The following is a 22,550-nucleotide window of genomic DNA, read 5'->3' as shown; positions in this document are numbered from 1 at the left end:
GCGCTCCGGGTGCGTCCGGCGTCACGCCGGGACCGGCAGCGCGGGCGGTGCCGGCCGCTGCCGTCCCGGGCCACCCGCGGTGGGCGCGTCCTGCCGGACCGCCGTGGTCGAGCCGCGTACCACCAGCTCCGGGCGGAACAGGTACTCCGAGTGCGGGGCGCCGTGCCCGTTGATCTCGTCGACCAGGGCCCGGACCGCGGCGACCGCCATCGCGGCCACCGGCTGGCGCATGGTGGTCAGCGGCGGGTCGGTGAAGGCCATCAGGGGCGAGTCGTCGTAGCCGACCACCGAGAGATCCTCCGGGACGGACATGCCGCGCTGCCGGGCGGCCCGGATCGCGCCGAGCGCCATCAGGTCGGAGCCGCAGACGATGCCGGTGGCGCCGCGCTCGATCAGCCGGCCGGCCGCGGCCTCGCCACCCTCCACGCCGAACAGCGACAGCTCGGTCAGCTCGGCCAGTTCGTCGTCGCCGATCCCGGCGAGGCGGTGCATCGCCGACTTGTACCCGCCGACCTTGCGCTGCACCGGCACGAACCGGTCGGGGCCGGTGATCAGGCCGATCCGCCGGTGGCCCAGGGCGACCAGGTGGGCCACGGCCAGCTCCGCGGCCTCCCGGTCGTCGCAGGAGACGAAGGGCGCGGGGACGCCGGGCACGTAACCGTTGATCATGACGATCGGCAGCGGCCGGGCGATCAACGTCCGGTACCGGTCGTGGTCGGCGGCGGTGTCGGCGTGCAGGCCGGAGACGAAGACGATCCCGGAGACCTGCCGGTCCAGCAGCATCTCGACGTACTCGTCCTCGCGTACGCCGCCGGGGGTCTGGGTGCAGAGCACGGGGGTGAACCCGGTGGGGGCCAGCGCCGACTCGATGATCTGGGCGAAGGCGGGAAATATCGGGTTGTCAAGCTCCGGCACCACCAGACCGACCAGCCCGGCGCTGCGCTTGCGCAGCCGGGCGGGGCGCTCGTAACCGAGCACATCGAGGGCGGTCAGGACGGCCTGCCGAGTCTCGGGTGCCACGCCGGGGCGGTCGTTGAGCACCCGCGACACCGTGGCCTCGCTGACTTCGGCCTGCTGGGCGATGTCGGACAGGCGAGCGCGCATGTGCGGCACTGTAGCTCACCGCCAAGTTCTTGCGCATTAGGCAGCAAGAACTTGCAGAATCGAGCAGCCGGCGCCGGGGGGCGTGCCCACACGCGCCGCCCAGGTCGTGGCGGGCCGGGACGGTACGTGTGCCGGTGATGCGCGGAGGGTGACTCGAAGTGGGACTTCGGTCACCCCAGTCGGGGGCGAAATGCCCAGACGGCAACACTTGTCGGTCGGCGGTGTTGCGGATGGGGCACGGTTGTTGCAGGGGTGTTCGCAAGGGGTTTCGAGTCTCGAAAGTTCTTGCTACTGTCCCCGCCGTTACCCGGCAGGCAACTTAGGAGCGAACATGCGTCGCACAGCCAGGGGGATCGCCGTACTCGCCTCCGCCACTCTCGCCCTCTCCGTCGCCGCCTGCGGCGGGGAGGACAAGGCGGCCGAGGGGCAGCCCGCGGTCGATCCCGCATCCCTCACCGCAGAACTGACCTGGTGGGACACCTCGGACCCGAAGAACGAGGGCCCGGCGTTCCAGGAGCTGATCGCCAAGTTCAACCAGACCTACCCGAACGTCAAGATTAACTACCAGTCGGTCCCGTTCGGTGAGGCGCAGAACAAGTTCAAGACCGCCGCACAGGCCAAGACCGGCGCCCCGGACATCCTGCGGGCCGAGGTCGCCTGGGTGCCCGAGTTCGCCTCGCTGGGTTACCTCTACGCGCTGGACGGCTCCGAGCTGCTGGCCGACGAGTCGGACTTCCTGGAGACCCCGCTCGCCTCCAACAAGTACGACGGCAAGACCTACGGCGTGCCGCAGGTCACCGACAGCCTCGCGCTGATGTACAACAAGGAGCTGCTGAGCCAGGCCGGCATCAGCGAGGCCCCGAAGACCTGGGCCGAGCTGAAGACCGCCTCGCAGGCCATCAAGGACAAGACCGGCGCCGAGGGCGTGTACGTCAACCCGGCCGGCTACTTCCTGCTGCCCTTCATGTACGGCGAGGGCGGCGACCTGGTCGACACCGACAGCAAGAAGATCGTGATCAACTCGGCGCAGAACGCGGCCGGTCTGGCGATCGCCAAGGACCTGATCGACAGCGGTGCGGCCGCCAAGCCGTCCGCCAACGACGCCTACGGCACCATGATGACCCTCTTCAAGGAGAAGAAGGTCGCCATGATCATCAACGGTCCGTGGGAGGTCAACAACGTCCAGCAGGCGCCGGGCTTCGGCGGCCTGGAGAACCTGGGCATCGCGCCGGTCCCGGCCGGCTCGGCCCAGGCCGGCGGCCCGGTCGGCGGTCACAACTACGTGATCTGGTCCGGCATGCCGCAGGAGAAGGTCGACGCCGCCGTCGCGTTCGTCAAGTTCATGAGCTCCGCCGAGTCGCAGGCGTTCCTGTCGGAGAAGCTCGGCCTGCTGCCGACCCGCACCTCCGCGTACGCCCTCGACGCGGTCAAGAACAACGCCGTCGTCGCCGCGTTCCAGCCGGTCGTGGAGGCCGGTGTGGGCCGCCCGTGGATCCCCGAGGCCGGCCAGTTCTTCGGCCCGCTCGACCAGATGGCCACCGAGGTCCTGATCCAGAACAAGGACCCGAAGGCCGCGCTGGACACCGTTGCGAAGAAGTACAAGGCCGAGGTCGTTCCCTCCTACGAGAACTGACCTCACCACCGCCGGCTCCGGCCGGTGAACCCTCGGCACCCGGCAGGGTCGCGCGACCGGCACGGTCGCGGGGCCCTGCCGGACCTCTCCTCTGGAGCGCAGCCAATGACCACCGTGACAGCCGATCCGGCGCCGCCGTCGACGCCGCCACCCGGCCGATCCGCTCGTCCGTCCCGGCTGCGTCGCAGCTGGGAGAAGCACTGGTACGCCTGGGCGATGGTGCTGCCCGTCGTCATCGTCCTGGCAGTTCTGATCTTCTACCCGCTGTTCCGCGGGGTCTGGCTCTCCCTCACCAATCTCAACGAGGCCAACCAGGTCGCCGAGATCTGCGTCCGGTCGATCACCGGTAGCGAGGTCTGCACCGACAACCCGAACAGGTGGGAGTTCGTCGGCCTCGACAACTACGTGCGGGTGCTCACCGGCGAGGTCGGCGAGTTCTGGCAGTGGACCGGCACCACACTGATCTGGACGTCCGTCTGCGTGGCCTTCCACTTCGGCCTCGGTCTCGGCCTGGCCACCATGCTGAACCGCCCGATGCGGTTCCGGGGCCTGTACCGGGTGCTGCTCGTGCTGCCCTGGGCGGTGCCGGCCTTCGTCAGCGCCTTCGCCTGGAAGTTCATCTTCAACGAGCGCTTCGGCCTGGCCAACGCGCTGCTCTCCGCCGTGGGTATCGACCCGGTCTCCTGGTTCGCCGACCGCTGGACCTCGCTGCTCACCGCCATCGTCACCAACATCTGGCTCGGCGTGCCGTTCATGATGGTGGCGCTGCTCGGCGGCATGCAGACCATCCCGTCCGAGCTGTACGAGGCGGCCGAGATCGACGGTGCCTCGGCCTGGCAGCGGTTCAGGAACATCACCCTGCCCGGCCTGCGGCCGGTCAGCATGACGGTGATCCTGCTCGGCACCATCTGGACGTTCAACATGTTCCCGATCATCTTCCTGGTGACCGAGGGGCAGCCGGCCGGCCAGAGCGAGATCCTGGTGACCGGTGCCTACCGGGCGGCCTTCGAGGGCATCCGCAACTACTCGCTGGCCTCGACGTACGGCGTACTCATCCTGTCGATCCTGCTGGTGTTCTCGGTGTTCTACCGGCGGGCCCTACGCAAGCAAGGCGAGGTGTGGTGATGAGGCAGGTGAGGCGGCCCGGTCGCAGTGGGCGCAGCCCGGCGAAGTCGTTCCTGCTGCACGGCACGCTGATCCTGGCGTCGCTGATCGCGATCGGTCCGATCGTCTGGGTGCTGCTCTCCTCGCTCAAGCCCGGGTACGCGATCCAGAGCACCGAGCTGACCCTGTTCCGGGACACCACCCTGGCCAACTACAGCTACGTGCTGACCGAGACGAACTTCCCGAGGTGGTTCCTCAACTCGGTGATCGTCGCGGCCTTCACCATGAGCATCGGCATCTTCCTCGCGGCCACCACCGGCTACGCGGTCTCCCGGTTCAACTTCCCCGGGCGACGCCCGCTGATGATGGTCTTCCTGGTGACCCAGATGTTCCCGGTGGCCATCCTGATCGTGCCGATCTACACGATCATGGCCCGGCTGGGCCTGATCAACACGATGCCGGCGCTGATCATCGCGTACCTGACCATCGCGGTGCCCTTCTGCGCCTGGATGTTGAAGGGCTACTTCGACTCCATCCCGACCTCGCTGGACGAGGCGGCGGCGCTGGACGGGTGCGGGCCGTTCGCCACCTTCTGGCGGGTGGTGCTGCCGCTGGCCCGGCCGGCCGTGGCGGTGACCGCCTTCTACACCTTCCTCACCGCGTGGGGCGAGGTGGCGTACGCGTCAGCCTTCATCCAGACCGACAACAGGTTCACCCTGGCGTACGGGCTCCAGCAGTTCGTGCCGCAGTTCAACCCGCAGTGGGAGTACCTGACGGCGGCGGCGGTCCTGGTCACCCTGCCGGCCGGCCTGGTCTTCTTCTTCGCGCAGAAGCACCTGGTCTCCGGGCTGACCGCGGGCGGCACGAAGGGGTGAGCGGGCGCAGCCGCCGGATGGGCGCGCCGGCCGACCGGGGGTGCCCTCTACTACAAACCGTCGTTGGTAGGGCAGGATGGGCCGGGTGGAAGCACTCCGACTCATCCTCCGCTACGTCCACCTGATCGGGTTCGCGCTGCTGCTGGGTGGCGCGATCGCCCAATACATCACCGGCCGGATCCGGATCAACCGGGCCATGCTCTGGGGCTCGGTGATCGGTCTGCTGACCGGCATCGGCCTGAGCGCACCACTGCGGGACGGCGACGAGCCGGCACCCGCGAAGCTTGTGACGAAGCTGGTGCTCGCCCTGCTGATCTTCGTCATGGTCTTCTTCTCCCGGAAGCGGGCCGTGGTCAACCGGGGGCACTTCTTGGCGATCGTGGGATTGGCCCTGGTGAACGCGGCCGTGGCGGTCTTCTGGCGGTGACCACCAGCCCACCCGGGCCACCTCAGGAAAAGGGACTTTCCTGACACGCGTACGCCCGCCTGCCGGCACACTGAGTGATGTGCGCCACCCAAGCATTACGTACGGGTAACAGGCCTCCAACAGTCCTGCACGATTATCGGTCGGCAGGTGGGCGTGGGCGTACGCTCTGCTCCCGTAACGTGGGACGCCGGCGGCACAGCGCAGGCCGGCTCAAGGGCTGCCACCGCGTACCACGCGGTGTGCAATGGGAAGGAGACGTCTTGCGCTCGGTGCGTGGGATGCGGATCGCCTCGATCATCGCGGCGGGTGGGCTCGTACTGAGCGCCGCCGCCTGTGGCGAGGCCCCGGATGACGACAACAATGCCGGTTCCGGCGGCGAGAAGTACACCGCCTGTATGGTCACCGACGTCGGCGGCATCGACGACAAGTCGTTCAACGCCTCGGCCTGGAAGGGCCTGGAGGACGCCAAGGCCGAGAACAGCAACATTGACATCAAGTACGTCGCGTCGAAGGCCGAGGCGGACTACGAGCCGAACCTCACCCAGTACGTCAACCAGGACTGCAACTTCATCCTGGCCGTCGGCGGCCTGATGGGCGACGCGACCCAGAAGATCGCCGAGGCGAACCCGGACCAGCAGTTCGGCATCGTCGACGCGAAGCCGGCCGCGACCAACGTCTACCCGATGCAGTTCGACACCGCCCAGGCCGGCTTCCTCGCGGGTTACGTCGCCGCCGGCATGAGCGAGAGCGGCAAGGTGGGCACCTACGGCGGCCTGAAGATCCCGCCGGTGACCATCTTCATGGACGGCTTCGTCGACGGCGTCGCGTACTACAACGAGGCCAAGAGCGCGAACGTCCAGGCGCTGGGTTGGAACAAGGAGACCCAGAACGGCTCCTTCACCAACGACTTCGTCAAGCAGGACGAGGGCAAGAAGGTCAGCGACGCGCTGGTCGCCCAGGGTGCCGACATCATCATGCCGGTCGCCGGCGGCGCCGGCCTCGGCACCACCGGTGCGGCCAAGGCCTCCGGTGGCCGGTACAACACCATCTGGGTGGACGTCGACGGCTGCGAGAGCACCCCGGACTGCCCGGCGATCATCACCACCGTGGTGAAGAACATCCCGGGCGCGGTCAAGGAGGCCGTGCTCAAGGCCGCCAACGGCGAGCAGCTCGAAGCCGACCCGGGCTTCGTCGGCACGCTGGCCAACGACGGCGTCTCGCTCGCCCCGTACCACGACTTCGACAGCAAGGTTCCGGCCGAGCTGAAGGCCGAGGTCGACAAGCTGAAGGCGGACATCGCCGCCGGCACCGTCACGGTCACCTCGGCCGCCCAGCCGAAGTGACCCTTCGCCGGTCGCCGTCGGTGAGACGATCACCGAGGGCGGCCGGCGAGTCACGCCACACCTGATCCGGCCGCTCCGGCCGCGGGGGAGAGCCCGCGCCGGAGCGGCCGATCCGCGCCACCGGTCCGGCCGACGCCGTGCCCCGCTCGCCGGCAGCTACGCTGCACCATCGCTTCGCACTCCAGGAGGTTGCGCTGAGACTCGAACTGCGCGGCATCACCAAACGGTTCGGTGATCTGGTCGCCAACGACCACATCGACCTGACGGTGGAGCCTGGAGAGATCCACGCCCTGCTTGGCGAGAACGGTGCCGGCAAGTCGACCCTGATGAACGTGCTGTACGGGCTCTACCAGCCCGACGAGGGCGAGATCCTGGTCGACGGGAAGCCGCTGAAGCTGCGCGGCCCCGCCGACGCGATCGCGGCCGGCATCGGCATGGTGCACCAGCACTTCATGCTCGTGCCGGTCTTCAGCGTCACCGAAAACATCATGCTCGGCGCCGAGCAGGTGCGCGGCGGCATCGCCGGATTCCTCGACCGGCGCCGCGCCCGGCGCGAGGTCGCCGAGGTCTCCCAGCGGTACAACCTCCGGGTCGACCCGGACGCGGTGATCGAGGACCTGCCGGTCGGTGTCCAGCAGCGGGTGGAGATCGTCAAGGCGCTCACCCGCGACGTCGACCTGCTCATCCTGGACGAGCCCACCGCCGTGCTCACCCCGCAGGAGACCGAGGAACTGCTCGCCGTGATGCGGTCGCTCAAGGCCGCCGGCAAGTCGATCGTCTTCATCACCCACAAGCTGGGCGAGGTCAAGGCGATCGCCGACCGGATCACCGTGATCCGGCGCGGCAGGACCGTGGGCGCCGCATCGCCCGAGGCCAGCCGCGACGAACTGGCCGCGCTGATGGTCGGCCGCACCGTCCGGCTCACCGTGGACAAGGCGCCGGCCACGCCGAGCGAGCCCGTCCTGGAGGTCACCGACCTGGTGGTCGACGACGACCGGCAGATCCGCGCCGTGGACGGCGTCGACCTGACCGTACGCGCGGGTGAAGTGCTCGGCGTCGCGGGCGTGCAGGGCAACGGCCAGACCGAACTGATCGAGGCGATCATGGGGCTGCGCCCGGTGCTCGCCGGCACGGTCACCATCGCCGGCCAGCGGGTCGAGGGCTGGTCGACCAAGCGGGTGCTCCGGGCGGGCGTCGGCTACGTGCCGGAGGACCGCAGCGTCGACGGCCTGGTCAAGGAGTTCTCCGTCGCGGAGAACCTGGTGCTGGACATGTACGACCGGCCACCGTTCGGTCGGGGTCTGTCGCTGCGACCCGACGAGATCACCAGGTCGGCGCGGGAGCGGATCGAGCAGTTCGACGTCCGCACCTCCTCGGCGCAGGCGCCGGTCGGCACCCTCTCCGGCGGCAACCAGCAGAAGGTGATCGTGGCCCGGGAACTGTCCCGGCCGCTGAAGCTCTTCATCGCCGCCCAACCCACCCGGGGCGTGGACGTCGGCTCGATCGAGTTCATCCACAGCCGGGTCATCCGGGAGCGCGACATCGGCACCGCCGTACTGGTGGTCTCCAGCGAACTCGACGAGGTGATCGGGCTGGCCGACCGGATCGCGGTGATGTACCGGGGACGGATCATCGGCGTGGTGGGCCCGGACACCCCCCGCGAGGAGATCGGGCTGCTGATGGCGGGCATCACCCCGGACGTGATGGATGGCTCCCCGGACGGTAGCGAGGACGAGAAGGCATGACCGACAACCCCCAGCCGAGTTCCCCGGACAAGGAACCGGCGAGTGAGGAGCAGGCCGCCCGGACCGCGCTCGGCAACACCGAACGCGCCGAGCCGGCCAGCGCGTCCGGCCCGTCGGCCACGCCCGGCGGGCCGGAGCAACGTCCCACTCTGGGGCGGCTCTTCCTGGAGAACCTCTGGGCCGCCAACACGTTCACGGTGACCCTGCTCTCGCTGGTGCTGGCGATGATCGTCGGTGCCGTCCTGATGATCGTCTCCGACCCGGACGTGCTGGCCACCTACTCCTACATTACGGCCCGCCCGTCGGACGCGGTCAACGCCAGTTGGACGCTGGTCAGCGAGGCGTACGCGAACCTGTTCAAGGGTTCCGTCTTCGACCCGGCCGCGACCACCGTCAACGCGGCGCTCAGCCCGATCTCGGAGACCCTCACCTACACCGCGCCGCTGGTCTTCACCGGCCTGTCCGTGGCGCTGGCCTTCCGGGGCGGCCTGTTCAACATCGGCGCGCAGGGGCAGGCGACGATGGGCGTCATCCTGGCCGCCCTGGCCGGCTTCCTGCTGCCTCTGCCGCCCGGGCTGCACCTGCTGGTCGCGATCCTGGCCGGCGCGCTCGGCGGTGCCATCTGGGGCTTCATCCCGGGCATCCTGAAGGCGCGGACCGGCGCGCACGAGGTGATCAACACGATCATGCTCAACTATGTCGCGGTCTACTTCCTGACCTGGCTGATCGTGCAGAACGGCGTGCGGGACCCGAACCGCACCGACGCCATCAGCCGGCCGGTGGACGCCTCCGCCCAGTTGCCGCGGCTGTTCGGCGACGGGCTGCGGGCCCACGCCGGCATCATCCTGGCCGTACTGGCCACCTGGGCGGTCGCCTGGCTGCTCAACCGCTCCACGCTCGGCTTCGAGCTGCGGGCGGTGGGCGCCAACCCGGACGCCTCCCGCACCGCCGGCATCAGCGTCACCCGGACGTACGTGCTGATCATGGTCTTCGCCGGGGCGCTGGCCGGGCTCGGCGGTTCGCAGATGGTGCTCGGCACCACCGCCGCCGCACTGACCCCGTTGGTGGTGGCGCAGATCGGCTTCGACGGCATCCTCGTCGCCCTGCTGGGCCGGGTGAAACCGTGGGGCGTGGCGTCCGCCGCGCTGCTCTTCGGGGCGCTGCAGGCCGGCGGCAACCGGATGCAGTCGTACTCGGGGATCTCGCTGGAGCTGGTCACCGTGCTCCAGGCGCTGATCGTCATCTTCATCGCCGCGCCGGCCCTGGTGAAGGCGATCTTCCAGCTCCGGGCCGCGCGGGCCGCCCGGCTGCAGACGAGCCTCGCGAAGGGCTGGTGAGGCATGTCCACCATGGCTGTTCCCGACGTCGCGGTCGCGCCGGTCGACGAGGGCTTCTGGACCCGTACCCGCAAGGTCGGCCTGGTGCTGCTGGCCCTCGGCCTGCTGGCCACGGTGCTGTTCGGCGCGCTCGCCACCGGCGAGCAGGCCCGCTTCACGCTCAGCGAGGACGCCGCCGGTGCCGCGCTGGAGGTCAACGGCACGGTCGGGGCGATCGTCTTCGGTTTGGTCACGGTCGCCGCCGGCGCGGCGATGCTCGCCGGCCTGCCGAAGCGCTGGTTCATCCCGGTGCTCGCCGTCGGCCTGGTCGCCTTCGTGCTGTCCTTCCTCTGCTGGCAGGTCTCCGCCGCGCCGACCGGGCAGAACTTCATGCCGCTGGTCAACATCGTGCGGGGCACCTTCCTGCTCGCCCTGCCGCTGATCTTCGGCTCGCTGGCCGGGGTGCTCTGCGAGCGTTCCGGCGTGGTCAACGTCGCCATCGAGGGGCAGTTGCTGATGGGCGCCTTCAGCGGCGCGCTGTTCGGCAGCATCTCCGGCAGCGTCTGGGTGGGTCTGATCGCCGCCGCGATCGGCGGGTCGTTCATCTCGCTGCTGCTGGCCGTGTTCAGCATCCGCTACCTGGTCGACCAGGTGGTCATGGGCATCGTGCTCAACCTGCTGGCAGTCGGCATCACCGGCTTCCTCTACGAGCGGTTGATGCAGACCGACGCCGCGCGCTACAACAGCGCCCCGCGCTTCAGCAACTGGGAGATCCCGCTGCTGTCGGACATCCCGGTGCTCGGGCCGGCGCTGTTCCGGGGCAACATCTTCCTCTATCTCGCCCTGCTGCTGGTGCTCGTGATCCACATCGCGCTGTTCCGCACCCGCTGGGGCCTGCGGACCCGCTCGGTCGGTGAGCACCCGACGGCGGCGGACACCCTGGGCGTGAAGGTGCTCGGGCTGCGCTACCGCAACGTGATCCTGGCGGGTGCGGTCGCCGGCATCGGCGGTGCGTCGTACACGCTGGCGCTCTTCTCGTTCACCAAGAACATGATCGGTGGCAAGGGCTTCATCGCCCTGGCCGCCCTGATCTTCGGCCGGTGGAGCCCGACCGGGGCGCTGCTCGCCGCGCTCTTCTTCGGCTTCGCCGACCAGCTGGCCACCTACCTGGGCGCGATCAACAGCGTGATTCCCGGCCAGTTCCTCGCCATGCTGCCGTATCTGGCGACGATCCTGGCGGTGGCCGGGTTGGTCGGTCGGGTCCGGGCGCCGGCCGCCGACGGCAAGCCGTACATCAAGGGCTGACCGCTACGGTGACAAATCTCCCGGCCGTTGTTCATGATCCACGCAACTTCCCTGATACTGCTGCCTCGGCCGGAGTTGGCGATTTAACGCTTCGTGCGTCTGCGTCGCTTGATGATCGTTTTGTGGCGTGGGGTTGGTTGCTGGTTGCGGCTGCCTCTTGGTCGTCCTGGTCCTGGTCGGGAGGGTTTCGGCGGCTTGGCTGGTGTGGGTAGGTGTGGGTGCAGGCTGCGGAAACCTCGTCGGACCCGGTAGGGAGTCAGGGTGGTGGTGGTCAGGGGTCGTTCCCAGGGCAGGCGTTGGTCGGTGATCAGGGTTCGGGCGAGGCGGAGTTGGGTGTGTGCCGCCGCGACGATCCAGGTCCACAGGTCTGCTTGGCTGGGATGACGCACTGCTGGGGTGGTCCAGGCGAGGTGTTGTTTGATGAACCGGTTGGTGTGTTCGATGGCGAATCGGCGTAGGTAGGCCCGCCAGATCAGGTCAAGATCGATCGGGTCGGGGCCGGCGGTCCACAGCCACAGGGTTTGTGGGGTGCTGGCCTCGACGGTTCGGGGCAGGCTGATCCGTACGACGGTGCCGCGGATGATCGGGGCGGCCAGACCCTTGGTGTTCTTCGCTGCCCACCGGCGTCGGGGGCCGGGTTTGGGGTGCAGCCCGGTCCATGCTTGGACGTGGATCGGGCCGTGGGTGTCATCGACGGTGTGCATCTCGTGGGTGGGGTCCGGCCAGGTCGTGGGGTCAGCGCAGGCGAATCGATCGCCATGCTGTTTGGGTCGGCCGGGACTGCCGGGGGTCTTGGCCGGCGGGTCGGCGTAGAAGACCCGGTCCCGGCGGATGCGTCCGATGATCCGGGCAGGGGCGTGGGGATCGGACGCCACCCGAGCTGTCGCGGTGATCGGGCAGTAACCGGCGTCCAGGCAGAACACCGGCACCACACCCGGCCGCCGGCGGGCCAAGCCCCGCACCACAGCGCTCATCTGGCCACACGCCACCTCGGTGGCGTTGTCCTCAGGGTCCACCCGCACGACATCGACCGGCGCCGTCCAGGAATCCGGCGTCGCGGACACCTGACAAACCCACTGATACGCCCACCCCGGCACCACCCGCCCCCGCCGATCGCCACCCGGATCAGGCACCCGACACATCCCCCGCCGCGGCGAACACCCCGCCTCCGGACGCGGCCACGCCGTCACATCCACCGCGAACACCGGCCACCACCCCGGCAGAGCACCGATCAGCAGATCACGCACCGCCGCGACGTCCACCCGCCCCCTCGACAACGACGCGTACACACTGCCCCACCCCCGACGCAGCGCCGGCTCCAACGTCAGATACGGCAACGACGCCAACGAACCCGGCGTGGTCAACACCGCATCCGTCACCTCGAACAACGTGTCCGCCCACCGCGTCAAACACTGATACCAACCCTGACGGAACTCCACCAACCGGTGACGCTCACCCCCGGTTGCTTCCCCACCCACACCCGCATGACCCACAATGACAGCCACGGCCACCGCCCCACATCGAAGATCTTGGTCGATCCCGATGATCAGGCGGTGGCCGCCCCACGTCACGCCAACACACCGAACGAACCACACGCCACCTCCACCACCCCCAACCCACGAGTTAAATCCTCAGCCGGAGTTGAGGCAGCAACATCCCTGAAACTGTGCGGATCTTGGGCGCGGCTGCCGTGGGTGGCGCCGCGTCGAAGCTGGTCAGCGGGCATGCGGCACAATGTCGGGATGAGTGAGATCGACTGGGAGCGGCTGCGGACCGCCGCGATCGAGGTGATGCGGCACGCGTACGTGCCGTACTCGAAGTTCCCGGTGGGGGCGGCGGCGCTCGTCGACGACGGCCGGATCGTGGTCGGCTGCAACGTCGAGAACGCCGCGTACGGCGTGGTGCTCTGCGCCGAGTGCGGGGTCGTCTCCTCGCTGCACGCCACCGGCGGGGGCCGGATCGTCGCGCTGTCCTGCGTCGACGCCACCGGCGAGCCGCTGATGCCGTGCGGACGCTGCCGGCAACTGCTCTGGGAGCAGGGCGGGCCGGAATGCCTGGTCGAGTCCAAGGGCGACCCACTGCGGATGGCCGAGCTGCTGCCGCACGCCTTCGACGTGGCCGACATCGAGGCGGTCACCGGCGAGCGGCCGGTGCCGGTGGTGCCGGACCGGCTGGCCGCCTGGCGCGGCCGGGGCAGCGTCTTCGTGCACCCCGACCTGTCGGCCGGACAGCAGGTCTGGACGGCCTACTGGGAGCGGTCCGCCGGGGACGACGCCGACGCCGAGACCGGCGTGCTGGAGGAGGGGCCGAGCTGGGACGACCCGGCCGAGGCGATCACCTGGGGGTTGGCGCGTACGCCCCGGGTGGTGGTGGTCGACGCGTCCGGCACGATCTTCTGGGCGGGGGAGGGCGAGCCGCCGCAGGAGATCCCGGTTCGTTGGTCTTGATCTTTGCTTTAGTTGCGCTTGAGGTCGGGGCCGACCGTGCCCGGCTCCGGGCGGTCAGGCTTGATCCCTCCGCCGGGCACGGTCGGCCCCGACCCGTCGTGGTCATGGACCGTGCGTCCGTTACGGAAGGGCCGTCAATCAGCGACTGCGGTCGTCGGTGCGTGAGTGCGGTCGGGGTGGGTCTCGTGCAGGCGCGGATATCGATGGGAAACAGGGATGAGTGGGTTTGCTGCTGTTGACGTGATCCGGGTCAAGCGGGACGGGGGGGTGTTGTCGGACGCGCAGATCGACTGGGTGGTCGACGCGTACACCCGGGGGGTGGTGGCCGATGAGCAGATGTCGGCGCTGGCCATGGCGATCCTGCTCAACGGGATGACCGGCCCGGAGATCGCCCGCTGGACGGCCGCGATGATCGCCAGTGGCGAGCGACTCGACCTGTCGTCGGTGGCCCGGCCGACCGCCGACAAGCATTCCACCGGCGGGGTCGGTGACAAGATCACCTTGCCGCTCACCCCGCTGGTGGCGGCCTGCGGGGCGGCGGTACCGCAGCTGTCCGGGCGCGGGCTCGGGCACACCGGCGGCACGCTGGACAAGCTGGAGTCGATCCCGGGCTGGCGGGCGGCGCTGAGCAACGAGGAGTTCACCGCCCAGCTGCGCGACGTCGGCGCGGTGATCTGCGCCGCCGGGTCCGGGCTGGCCCCGGCCGACCGCAAGCTGTACGCGCTGCGCGACGTGACCGGCACCGTCGAGGCCATCCCGCTGATCGCCAGCTCGATCATGAGCAAGAAGATCGCCGAGGGGACCGGCGCGCTGGTGCTGGACGTGAAGGTCGGCTCCGGTGCGTTCATGAAGTCGGTCGACGACGCCCGGGACCTGGCCCGGACCATGGTGGAGCTGGGCCGTGCGCACGGCGTGCGGACCGTCGCCCTGCTCACCGACATGTCCACCCCGCTCGGGCGGGCCATCGGCAACGGGATCGAGGTCACCGAGTCCGTCGAGGTGCTCGCCGGCGGCGGCCCCGCCGATGTGGTGGAGCTGACCCTGGCGCTGGCCCGGGAGATGCTGGACGCGGCCGGGCTGCCCGACGCCGACCCCGCCGCCGCGCTGCACGACGGGCGCGCGATGGACGTCTGGCGGTCGATGATCCGGGCCCAGGGTGGCGACCCGGACGCGCCGATGCCCGAGGCGGTCGAGGTCGAGGTCGTCCGCGCCGACACGGACGGTTACGTCGCGGCGGTCGACGCGTACGCCATGGGGGTGGCCGCGTGGCGACTCGGCGCGGGCCGCGCCCGCAAGGAGGACCCGGTCAGCGTGCCGGCGGGGGTGCTGCTGCACAAGCGCCCCGGCGACCCGGTGCGGGCCGGGGAGCCCCTCTACGAACTACGGGCCGAGCAGGCGGAGCGGATCCCGGCGGCGCTGGCGGAGGCCGCGCGGGCGGTGACCGTGGCCGCGCGACCACCCGCACCGACGCCGCTGGTGATCGAACGCGTCGAGTGACGAAACTATGGCCCGATCCCATGGTGTCGGAGCGTAAGGGCCGCTATTCTCGCAGGCCAGGGGGGACGGTCGGCGCCTTGACGCCGTGAGCAGACAGGGATGTTGCCGTGATCGTGCCTGCCCCTGACCCCCGTGAGGTGCGTGAGGCGAGCCTGGAGGAGCTGTCCCGGCTGCGGCTGCCGCTCCCGCCGCCGCAGTTCCCGCTGGTCTGGGAGCCGGGCGACGACATCGAGCTGCGACCGACCGCGGAGATCGAGGCGCGGATCGCGGTGTTGCACCTGATCCTGGCCCGCTGTTTCGGCATGCCGCCCCAGGCCGCGATGAGCTGGCTGCTCGCCTCGCATCTGGTGGAGATGGTCACCCCTCCGGAGTTCCAGTTCGTCACCGGGGCCAAGGGCGACCACCGCTCCTTCGTCCTGCACCATGACGCGTTGTTCTCGCTGGCCTGGGTGCTCGGCCTGACCAAGCAGCTCGACCCCACCATGCCGACCGATGACCGGCTGGTGGAGCGGCTGCCGAACATCGCCGAGGGGGAGACCTTCCGGCGGTGGCGCTCCCGGATCCTCGCCGCGCCGCAGCACCCGGCCGACGCGGCCGCCCTGCTCGACCTGCACTACTGCCTGGACTGGGCGTACCTGGAGGTGAGCCGGGCCGGGCGGACGCTGCCGGGTCTGGTGGACGCCAACGCCATCGGTCAGCGGCGGTGGGCGCTGGAATGGGCGGTGATCCTGCGCGGGCCGTACCACGACGAGCCCCCCGGCTGGGAAGAGGTCGACCTCTCCACGTAGGGCCCGTGTCCGAAGCCCCTGGCCGTCAGCGTGGCCGGTGGACGCCGAGCCGGACGGCCACGGTCACCCGGACCGGCTCGCCGAGGGCGGTGATCCGCGCGGCCAACCCCGCCGGGTCGGTGTGCCAGGCGCTGGGGCCCATGCCCACCAGCGTGCTCACCTCCGGGCCGGTCAGGCTCAGCTGCCGCCGGTGCACGGCGGCCGACTCCTCGGTGAAGTGCCCGCCGAGGCTGGCCGCGACCCGTTCGGCCTTGGCCGGGTCGACCCGCAGCAGGCCGAGCGAGTCGACGAGTTCGGTGAGGTGGTCGGCGTCGGGGGTCACCACCAGCAGCCGCCCCGCCGGGTCGAGCACCCGGTGGAACTCGGCGCCGTTGCGGGGTGCGAAGACGTTCAGCAGCACCGCCGTGGCGGCGTCCGCCAGCGGCAGCCGCCGCCAGGTGTCGGCCAGCGCGGCGGTGACGCGGGGGTGTGCCCGCGCGGCCCGGCGCAGCGCCGGCTTGGACACGTCCAGGGCGAGGCCGGCCGCCTGCGGCAGCGCCGCCAGCACCGCCGCCAGGTGCCGGCCGGTGCCCGCCCCGGCGTCGACGACCAGCGGGTACGCGCCGTCGCCGGCCGGGGGAACGACGGGGCGGGCGGCCTCCGCGAGGGCGGCGGAGATGACGTCGTAGTGCCCGGCGGCCAGGAAGTCCGCCCGGGCGGCGACCATCTCGGCGGTGTCGCCGCCGTGCGGGGCGCGGCCGGCGAGCAGGTTCACGTAGCCCTGCCGGGCGATGTCGAAGCTGTGCCCGCGGGGGCAGCGCAACGCCCGGGAGGCGCCGGTGACGGCCTCGGCGAGCGGCTCACCGCAGACGGGGCAGCGCAGCCGGTCGACGACGCGAGGATCCAGCCCGCCTGCCGATCGCGTCACGCATCGAGTTTAGTGCCGGTGACCGGCCGGGTCACCGGCCGGCGGCCCACCAGCGCGGACTAGGGTCTGTGCATGAGCGAGCGCAGCGAGCGAATCATCAGGCTCAGTGCGAAGGTGCCTCATGCCGGCACGCGGCGAAGCGCAGTGCCGGCATGAGCGAGCGAACCACCGGGCTCAGTGCGAACATTCGCTACGAGGACATCGTCAGGGCGCCGAAGGCCCTGCTGCACGACCATCTGGACGGCGGCCTGCGGCCCGCGACGATCGTGGATCTGGCCGCGCAGGTCGGCCACGAACTGCCCGCCACCGACCCGGCCGAGCTGGGGCGCTGGTTCGTGGCGGCGGCGAACTCGGGCTCGTTGGAGCGCTATCTGGAGACCTTCGCGCACACCGTGGCCGTGATGCAGACCGGTCCCGCGCTGCGCCGGGTGGCGCGGGAGTGCGCCCTCGACCTGGCCGCCGACGGGGTGGTCTACGCCGAGGTGCGGTTCGCGCCGGAGCAGCACCTGGAGCGGGATCTGACCCTCGACGAGGTGGTCGAGGCGGTGCTGGCCGGCTTCGTCGAGGGCAGCGCGCTGGCCGCCGAGGCCGGTACGCCGATCCGGGTCGGCACCCTGCTCACCGCGATGCGGCACGCCGCCCGCTCGCAGGAGATCGCCGAGCTGGCCGTCCGACACCGCGACCACGGCGTGGTCGGCTTCGACATCGCCGGCGCGGAGGCGGGCTTCCCGCCCACCCGTCACCTGGACGCCTTCGAATATCTCCAGCGGGAGAACTTCCACTTCACCATCCACGCCGGTGAGGCGTTCGGGTTGCCCTCCATCTGGCAGGCGATCCAGTGGTGCGGGGCGGATCGTCTCGGCCATGGCGTCCGCATCGTCGACGACATCACTCCCGGCCCCGAGCCGAGGCTCGGCCGGCTGGCGGCGTACGTGCGGGACAAGCGGATCCCGCTGGAGCTGTGCCCGTCGTCGAACGTGCAGACCGGCGCCGCGCCGTCGATCGCGGCACACCCGATCGGGCTCCTGCGGGACCTGCGGTTCCGGGTCACCGTCAACACCGACAACCGGTTGATGAGTGGTACGTCGATGTCCCGGGAGATGGCGCTGCTGGTCGACGCGTTCGGCTACGGCTGGCGCGAACTCCAGTGGCTCACGATCAACGCGATGAAGTCCGCCTTCATCCCGTTCGACGAGCGGCTGCGGATCATCGACGAGGTGATCAAGCCGGCGTACGCGAAGCTGCTGGCCTGATCGGGCGGGCGCTCCACCGGCTCAGCGCTCCACCGGCGCGCGGTCGGCGGCGAGCAGGCCGGCCACCCGGCGCAGGACGTCCCGGCCGCGGGCGGCCTCCGCGCCGAGCCCGGTCTGCCGGCGCAGCACCGCCGGCTCGGCGCGCAGCAGCGCCACGCCCCGCAGCAGCAGCACGTGTGGGCCCTTGCGTTGCTCGGTGAGGTCCCGGGCCAGCCGGCGGAGGAAGGTGGCGCTGCGCGGCCGGCGCAGGGCGTACGCCCCGGCGAGCAGGCCGCGTCGCCGGCACTCCCCGACGATCTCGGCGGCGAATATCCCTTCGGCCACGAAAAGTGGCGAACTGGCCAGCTCGAAGCTCCGAGTGGCCACCCGCCGGTCCTCGTTGATCGCATAGACCGGAACGTCTGCCCGGCCGTGCCGGGCCAGCTCGCCGATGACCTCGACGGCCGCCTCGGCGTCCCACGAGGCGGGCGACTCCCAATCGATCTGACCGTTCCGTCGCGGTAACGTTGGGTCATCGCCGTCCTTGTAGAAATGGTCCAAACAGAGCACTGGCAGCCCTGTTTGCTGCGCTATATACGATTTTCCGGAGCCGGACGGGCCCGCCAGCAGGACGACATGGTGCGGATTCTTCATTACTTTAAGTGACTCCGGACAGACGGACCGCGATCAAATTGCATCAACATCTCATCACACCTCCGGCTGCGGCCAACCTGGGCTTTCTCTTTCCGGAGCGGCGTGATGGAATCTCGGATGGTCCGACCCGCCGGGTCGGCTGCTGGGCGTTGTCCGGGGGGCAACGCGGACGCTGCAATCACGAGGGCGGTGACGTGAGCAAACGGCCGAAGACGGCAGGTTCCCTCCTGTCGCGTCTACGCCGGCCGGCAGGTCGGCTCCGCGACATGCCGATCTGGTCCAAGCTCGGTCTCATCATGATCGTGCCGACCATCGCCACGGTCGTCGTGGGCACAAGCGGTCTGGTCGACCACTTGGGCGCCTTGAACGACGCCAACCGGGCCGGCGACCTCGCCGAGCTGATCGGCCACTCCGGCGAGCTGGTGGACGGTCTACAGGACGAGCGGACCGCCGCCGTGCTTCTGCTCAGCGTGGAGCCGCAGCAGGCGGGTCAGGCCGAGTCGGAGGCGAAGAAGAAGGCAACCGCGGTCTACAGCGACACCTCGTCGCGCGTGGACGAGGCCAAGGGCCCCTACTCGCGGCAGCGGGCCGACCTCGCCGACCTGCCCGTCAGCCTGCAGGGGCTGCTCGCCCAGATCGACGAGCGCCTCGGTGACCTGCCGGGCGCCCGCAGTCAGGTGCTCAACGGCAAGTTCCGGGTCACCGACGCCCTCCAGTCCTACGACGAGCTGATCAACCAGCTGCTCACCGTCCGGGATTCGGCCAGCCAGCTGGCCGGTGACAACGACCTGAGCGACCGGATGCGGGCCGCCGCCGCCGTGGCCCGGGAGAAGGAGTGGCTCTCCATCCGCCGGGTGGTGGTGCACCGTGCGCTGGACGCGGGCGGCATGAGCGCGACCCTGCGGACGGACTACATCTCCAGCGAGACCGGACAGCTGCAGGCGCAGCAGAGCTTCAGCGCGGTCGCCACCGAGGAGGAGGAGGAGTTCCACGCCCAGACCATCGGCGGCGGCGACCGCCGGCAGGCGACGATCTACATCAGCCAGGTCAACGCGGACAACTCCCAGAACCTCGCCGGCGTCTCCTTCACCCCGGAGCAGTGGGACGCTGCGCTGGTCGCCAACGGCAAGCTGATCCGCTCGGTCGAGCAGAAGTTCGACTCCGACGTGGTGACCCAGGCCGGCGAACTCCGCTCCGACGTGCAGCGCCAGGTGTTCCTGGAGACCGGCCTGCTGCTCACGATGCTGCTGCTGGCGATCTTCCTGGCGTTCCTGGTGGCCCGCTCGATGGCCCGTTCGCTGCGTGAGCTTCGCCAGGGCGCGCTCTCCATCGCCCAGTACGGGCTGCCCCAGGCAGTGGCCCGGCTGCGCGACCCGCAGGTCACCGGGCAGCTCTCCCCGGTGCAGCTGGCCAACCAGATCGCCGAGCCGCTGCCGGTGCGGAGCAAGGACGAGTTCGGCCAGGTGACCGAGGCGTTCAACGCGGTCCACCTGGAAGCGGTCCGTACCGCCGCCGAGCAGGCCGCGCTGCGGGCGTCCGTCGCGACGATGTTCGTCAATCTGGCCCGCCGGTCCCAGATCCTGGTCGACCGGCTGATCGGCCACCTCGACCGGCTGGAGCGCGGCGAGGAGGACCCGGACCGGCTGGCCGAGCTGTTCCAGCTGGACCACCTGGCCACCCGGATGCGCCGCAACGACGAGAACCTCCTGGTCCTCGCCGGTGCCGACTCGACCCGTGTGCAGCGGGAGCCGGCCGCGCTGATCGACGTGCTGCGCGCCGCGCAGTCCGAGGTCGAGCACTACACCCGGATCGAGTTCGGGGTGATCGACCGGGACATCGAGGTCGCCGCGCACGCCGTCAACGACCTGGTCCACCTCGTCGCCGAGCTGTTCGACAACGCCACCGCGTTCTCGCCACCGGACTCGCAGGTGCTGGTCGAGGCCCGCCGGGTCGGCGACCGTGCCTCGCTGTACGTGGAGGACCGGGGCATCGGCATCAGCGGCGAGCAGCTGGCCGACCTCAACGAGCGGCTGGCCACGCCGCCGCAGGTGGACGTGGCCGTCTCCCGGATGATGGGCCTGGTCGTGGTCGCCCGCCTGGCGTCCCGGCACGGCGTCAAGGTCGAGCTGCGTCCCGGCAGCGACCGCGGCACCGTCGCCGACTGCACGCTGCCGCCCACCGTGCTGGTGCCCCGGGCACTGTCCGGTCGAGGGCTGCCGGCCGCCGCGCTGCCCGCCGCTGCCGGTCCCCCGTCCGGGCCGAACCCGGCGTTCGGCGCGCTGCCCGCGCTCGGCAACGGTGCGTCCGCACCATCGGCCCCGGCCACGCGTCCGCCCGGTGGCTCGGGCAACCAGGTGACCCTCGGCGGCCGCCCCTTCGACCCGGCCAGCCGCAACGGCTCCGGCACGCCGGCCACCGTGGGGAGTGCGGGCAACCTGCCCGCCTGGTCGGACCTCACCGGTGCCAGCGGCACCACGGGGGGCAACAACTTCCCTCCGCGTACGTCGAACGGCCACTCGGTCGACCCGCTGCCACAGCGCCGGTCCACCGACGAGCCGGGCGTCACCGGCCAGCAGCCGACCATTCCTCGCCAGCTGCCGAGCAGCCCCGAGGCCGGGGCGTACGCTCCGCCGGCGATGCCCCCGGTCTCGTCGCCGCCCGTGTCCGGCACGCCGTACTCCGCCCCGCCGGTGTCGGCGGCGCCGGTCTCCGGTCAGCCCGTGTCGTCCGCTCCGGTCTCCAGTTCGCCGGTGTCGACGCCGCCCGGCAGCCCGCTGCCGCAGCGGCCCGTCTCGGCGGCGCCCGCCCCGGGTGGCGCCCCGATGCCGCCGGCCTGGCCGCCGGTGGCCGGGGAACCGGCCGCCCCGCCCGTGCCCGAGCGGCTGGCCGCCGCGCTGGACATGACCACCGAACTGCCCCGGGTGCAGCGTCAGGCACCGGCCGCGCGGCCGGTCTCGGCGCCCCAGCCGACCGCGCCGACGCCGCCCCAGGCGCAGAACCGGCAGCGGTACGCGGACGAGACGATGGAGCTGCCGATCTTCCGGGAGCTGGAGTCGGCGTGGTTCCGCACCCGCCGGCCGGGTCCGGAGGAGTCGGCGGGCGCTCGGCAGCCGGCCACGGCCGGTGCGGCCACCCAGCAGCTCTCCACGGTCGACGTCGCGGGCCGATCCGTCCAGCAGAACCACACCGGGACGACAGGTAACGTACCGATGGCACAGACTCCGACGGCCGCTGGCGGGAACGGCGCGGCGGCGAGCGGCGGGCCCCGTCCCGGCGCCGCCGAGAGCCGGCTCCCGCACCGCCCGGCACCGCAGGAGAACCGGCCCCCGCACCGTTCGGCGTCGCAGGAGAGCGTCTGGCAGACCGCGGCCGACGACGGCTGGCGGGCTGCCTCCGCGGCCAGCCAGGCGCCGCCCAGCGGCACCACGGAGACCGGGCTGCCGAAGCGTACGCCGATGGCGCAGCTCGTACCGGGAGCGGTGGAGAAGCCGACCACCTCGGTACAGCGTCGTAACCCGGAATCGGTGCGCGGTCTGCTCTCCGCCTACCACCGGGGGGTCCAGCGGGGGCGTAGCCACCCGTCGGACAGCAACCCGACCGGCCCGGAGGGAACCCCGGGCGGGCAGCAATCCTCGCAGTCTGGCTCAGGCCCGATGGCCGGGAGCGGGCAGAAGGAGCAAGAAGGATGACTAGTACGCAGGATCTCGGTTGGCTGCTGGCCAACTTCGCCGATCGGGTGCCCGGTGTCGCGCATGCGGTCGCCGTTTCCGCGGACGGCCTGCTCCTGGCGTCGTCACGAGACCTTCCTCGGGACCGGGCGGACCAGCTGGCGGCGATCGCCTCCGGCCTGGTCAGCCTGACCCAGGGCGCGGCCCGCTGTTTCGAGGGAGGCGCCGTGCTGCAGACCGTGGTCGAGATGGACAATGGCTTCCTGTTCCTGATGTCGATTTCCGACGGCTCGTCGTTCGCGGTGCTTGCCGCCCGCAGTTGCGACGTGGGACAGGTCGGTTACGAGATGGCTCTACTGGTGGACCGGGTGGGCGACGCCCTGACCCCGCAGCCGCGTACGGCCGTGGGGATGATGGGCTGATCGTCTCGCCGGCCGGTGGGGCAGGCGGGGCGACAACATTGCATACAACGGGTAGCACCGGTGCGAGCCGGTGCCGGGTACGA

The 22,550-nt window shown here is 70.7% G+C and carries 18 protein-coding genes; 14 read left to right on the top strand and 4 right to left on the bottom strand.

The features are described from left to right. Nucleotides 1–21: 21 nt before the first annotated feature. Nucleotides 22–1,104 (bottom strand): LacI family DNA-binding transcriptional regulator, encoded by a 1,083-nt coding sequence (locus tag O7615_RS05795; protein WP_278176268.1) that lies wholly within the window; start codon nt 1,102–1,104, stop codon nt 22–24. Nucleotides 1,105–1,435: 331 nt separating this feature from the next. Between O7615_RS05795 and O7615_RS05790 the strand changes: the two genes are divergently transcribed. From O7615_RS05790 to O7615_RS05755, 8 genes are all read left to right on the top strand, one after another. Next, a complete protein-coding gene (locus O7615_RS05790; RefSeq protein WP_278176266.1) occupies nt 1,436–2,737 on the top strand; it encodes an extracellular solute-binding protein in 1,302 nt (433 codons plus the stop codon). A 105-nt stretch (nt 2,738–2,842) separates the two neighbouring features. Then, the gene (locus tag O7615_RS05785; protein WP_278176264.1) at nt 2,843–3,862 is read left to right on the top strand and encodes a sugar ABC transporter permease; all 1,020 of its coding nucleotides are present in this window, start codon (nt 2,843–2,845) and stop codon (nt 3,860–3,862) included. Continuing rightward, complete coding sequence (locus tag O7615_RS05780) at nt 3,862–4,716, top strand: sugar ABC transporter permease (protein WP_347405070.1); 855 nt, start codon at nt 3,862–3,864, stop codon at nt 4,714–4,716. The genes O7615_RS05785 and O7615_RS05780 overlap by 1 nt, the downstream gene beginning before the upstream one ends. Nucleotides 4,717–4,801: 85 nt before the next feature. Continuing rightward, complete coding sequence (locus tag O7615_RS05775) at nt 4,802–5,143, top strand: hypothetical protein (protein WP_278176263.1); 342 nt, start codon at nt 4,802–4,804, stop codon at nt 5,141–5,143. 278 nt (nt 5,144–5,421) lie between these two features. After that, nucleotides 5,422–6,486, top strand: coding sequence for a BMP family ABC transporter substrate-binding protein (locus O7615_RS05770; RefSeq protein WP_278181983.1), 1,065 nt, complete (start codon nt 5,422–5,424; stop codon nt 6,484–6,486). 137 nt (nt 6,487–6,623) lie between these two features. Next, on the top strand, nt 6,624–8,231 hold the full coding sequence (locus O7615_RS05765) for an ABC transporter ATP-binding protein (protein ID WP_278176261.1): 1,608 nt from the start codon (nt 6,624–6,626) through the stop codon (nt 8,229–8,231). Next, the gene (locus O7615_RS05760; RefSeq protein WP_278176260.1) at nt 8,228–9,568 is read left to right on the top strand and encodes an ABC transporter permease; all 1,341 of its coding nucleotides are present in this window, start codon (nt 8,228–8,230) and stop codon (nt 9,566–9,568) included. Before O7615_RS05765 ends, O7615_RS05760 begins: the two co-directional genes overlap by 4 nt. 3 nt (nt 9,569–9,571) lie before the next feature. Then, nucleotides 9,572–10,852, top strand: coding sequence for an ABC transporter permease (locus O7615_RS05755; protein WP_278176259.1), 1,281 nt, complete (start codon nt 9,572–9,574; stop codon nt 10,850–10,852). A gap of 83 nt (nt 10,853–10,935) precedes the next feature. Here the strand turns inward: O7615_RS05755 and O7615_RS05750 are convergent, their stop codons facing one another. Beyond that, nucleotides 10,936–12,291 carry an NF041680 family putative transposase gene (locus O7615_RS05750; RefSeq protein ID WP_347405119.1) on the bottom strand — a complete coding sequence of 452 codons (1,356 nt, stop codon included), beginning with the start codon at nt 12,289–12,291 and terminating at the stop codon, nt 10,936–10,938. A gap of 303 nt (nt 12,292–12,594) precedes the next feature. Here O7615_RS05750 and O7615_RS05745 point away from each other — a divergent pair, with 303 nt between their 5' ends. From O7615_RS05745 to O7615_RS05735, 3 genes are all read left to right on the top strand, one after another. Further along, the gene (locus O7615_RS05745; RefSeq protein WP_278176257.1) at nt 12,595–13,299 is read left to right on the top strand and encodes a cytidine deaminase; all 705 of its coding nucleotides are present in this window, start codon (nt 12,595–12,597) and stop codon (nt 13,297–13,299) included. Nucleotides 13,300–13,515: 216 nt separating this feature from the next. Continuing rightward, nucleotides 13,516–14,796 carry a thymidine phosphorylase gene (locus tag O7615_RS05740; protein WP_278176256.1) on the top strand — a complete coding sequence of 427 codons (1,281 nt, stop codon included), beginning with the start codon at nt 13,516–13,518 and terminating at the stop codon, nt 14,794–14,796. A 107-nt stretch (nt 14,797–14,903) separates the two neighbouring features. After that, nucleotides 14,904–15,584, top strand: a complete 681-nt coding sequence (locus tag O7615_RS05735; protein WP_278176254.1) for a DUF4272 domain-containing protein — start codon at nt 14,904–14,906, stop codon at nt 15,582–15,584. Nucleotides 15,585–15,609: 25 nt separating this feature from the next. On the opposite strand, the gene O7615_RS05730 is transcribed toward O7615_RS05735, so the two are convergent. Then, entirely contained in the window at nt 15,610–16,470 is an 861-nt protein-coding gene (locus O7615_RS05730) for a putative RNA methyltransferase (protein WP_278181982.1), read from the bottom strand. 173 nt (nt 16,471–16,643) lie between these two features. Here O7615_RS05730 and O7615_RS05725 point away from each other — a divergent pair, with 173 nt between their 5' ends. After that, a complete protein-coding gene (locus tag O7615_RS05725; protein ID WP_278176253.1) occupies nt 16,644–17,744 on the top strand; it encodes an adenosine deaminase in 1,101 nt (366 codons plus the stop codon). Nucleotides 17,745–17,765: 21 nt separating this feature from the next. On the opposite strand, the gene O7615_RS05720 is transcribed toward O7615_RS05725, so the two are convergent. Continuing rightward, nucleotides 17,766–18,293, bottom strand: a complete 528-nt coding sequence (locus O7615_RS05720) for an ATP-binding protein (protein ID WP_278176252.1) — start codon at nt 18,291–18,293, stop codon at nt 17,766–17,768. A 278-nt stretch (nt 18,294–18,571) separates the two neighbouring features. On the opposite strand from O7615_RS05720, the gene O7615_RS05715 reads away from it, so the two are divergent. Then, nucleotides 18,572–22,066 (top strand): nitrate- and nitrite sensing domain-containing protein, encoded by a 3,495-nt coding sequence (locus O7615_RS05715; protein WP_278176251.1) that lies wholly within the window; start codon nt 18,572–18,574, stop codon nt 22,064–22,066. Continuing rightward, nucleotides 22,063–22,467 carry a roadblock/LC7 domain-containing protein gene (locus O7615_RS05710; RefSeq protein ID WP_013731521.1) on the top strand — a complete coding sequence of 135 codons (405 nt, stop codon included), beginning with the start codon at nt 22,063–22,065 and terminating at the stop codon, nt 22,465–22,467. The genes O7615_RS05715 and O7615_RS05710 overlap by 4 nt, the downstream gene beginning before the upstream one ends. The last annotated feature ends 83 nt before the right edge of the window (nt 22,468–22,550 follow it).

Origin of the sequence: Micromonospora sp. WMMD1082 (assembly GCF_029626175.1) — a bacterium.
Lineage (GTDB): Bacteria > Actinomycetota > Actinomycetes > Mycobacteriales > Micromonosporaceae > Micromonospora.
This window is presented reverse-complemented; position numbering and strand designations above follow the sequence as displayed.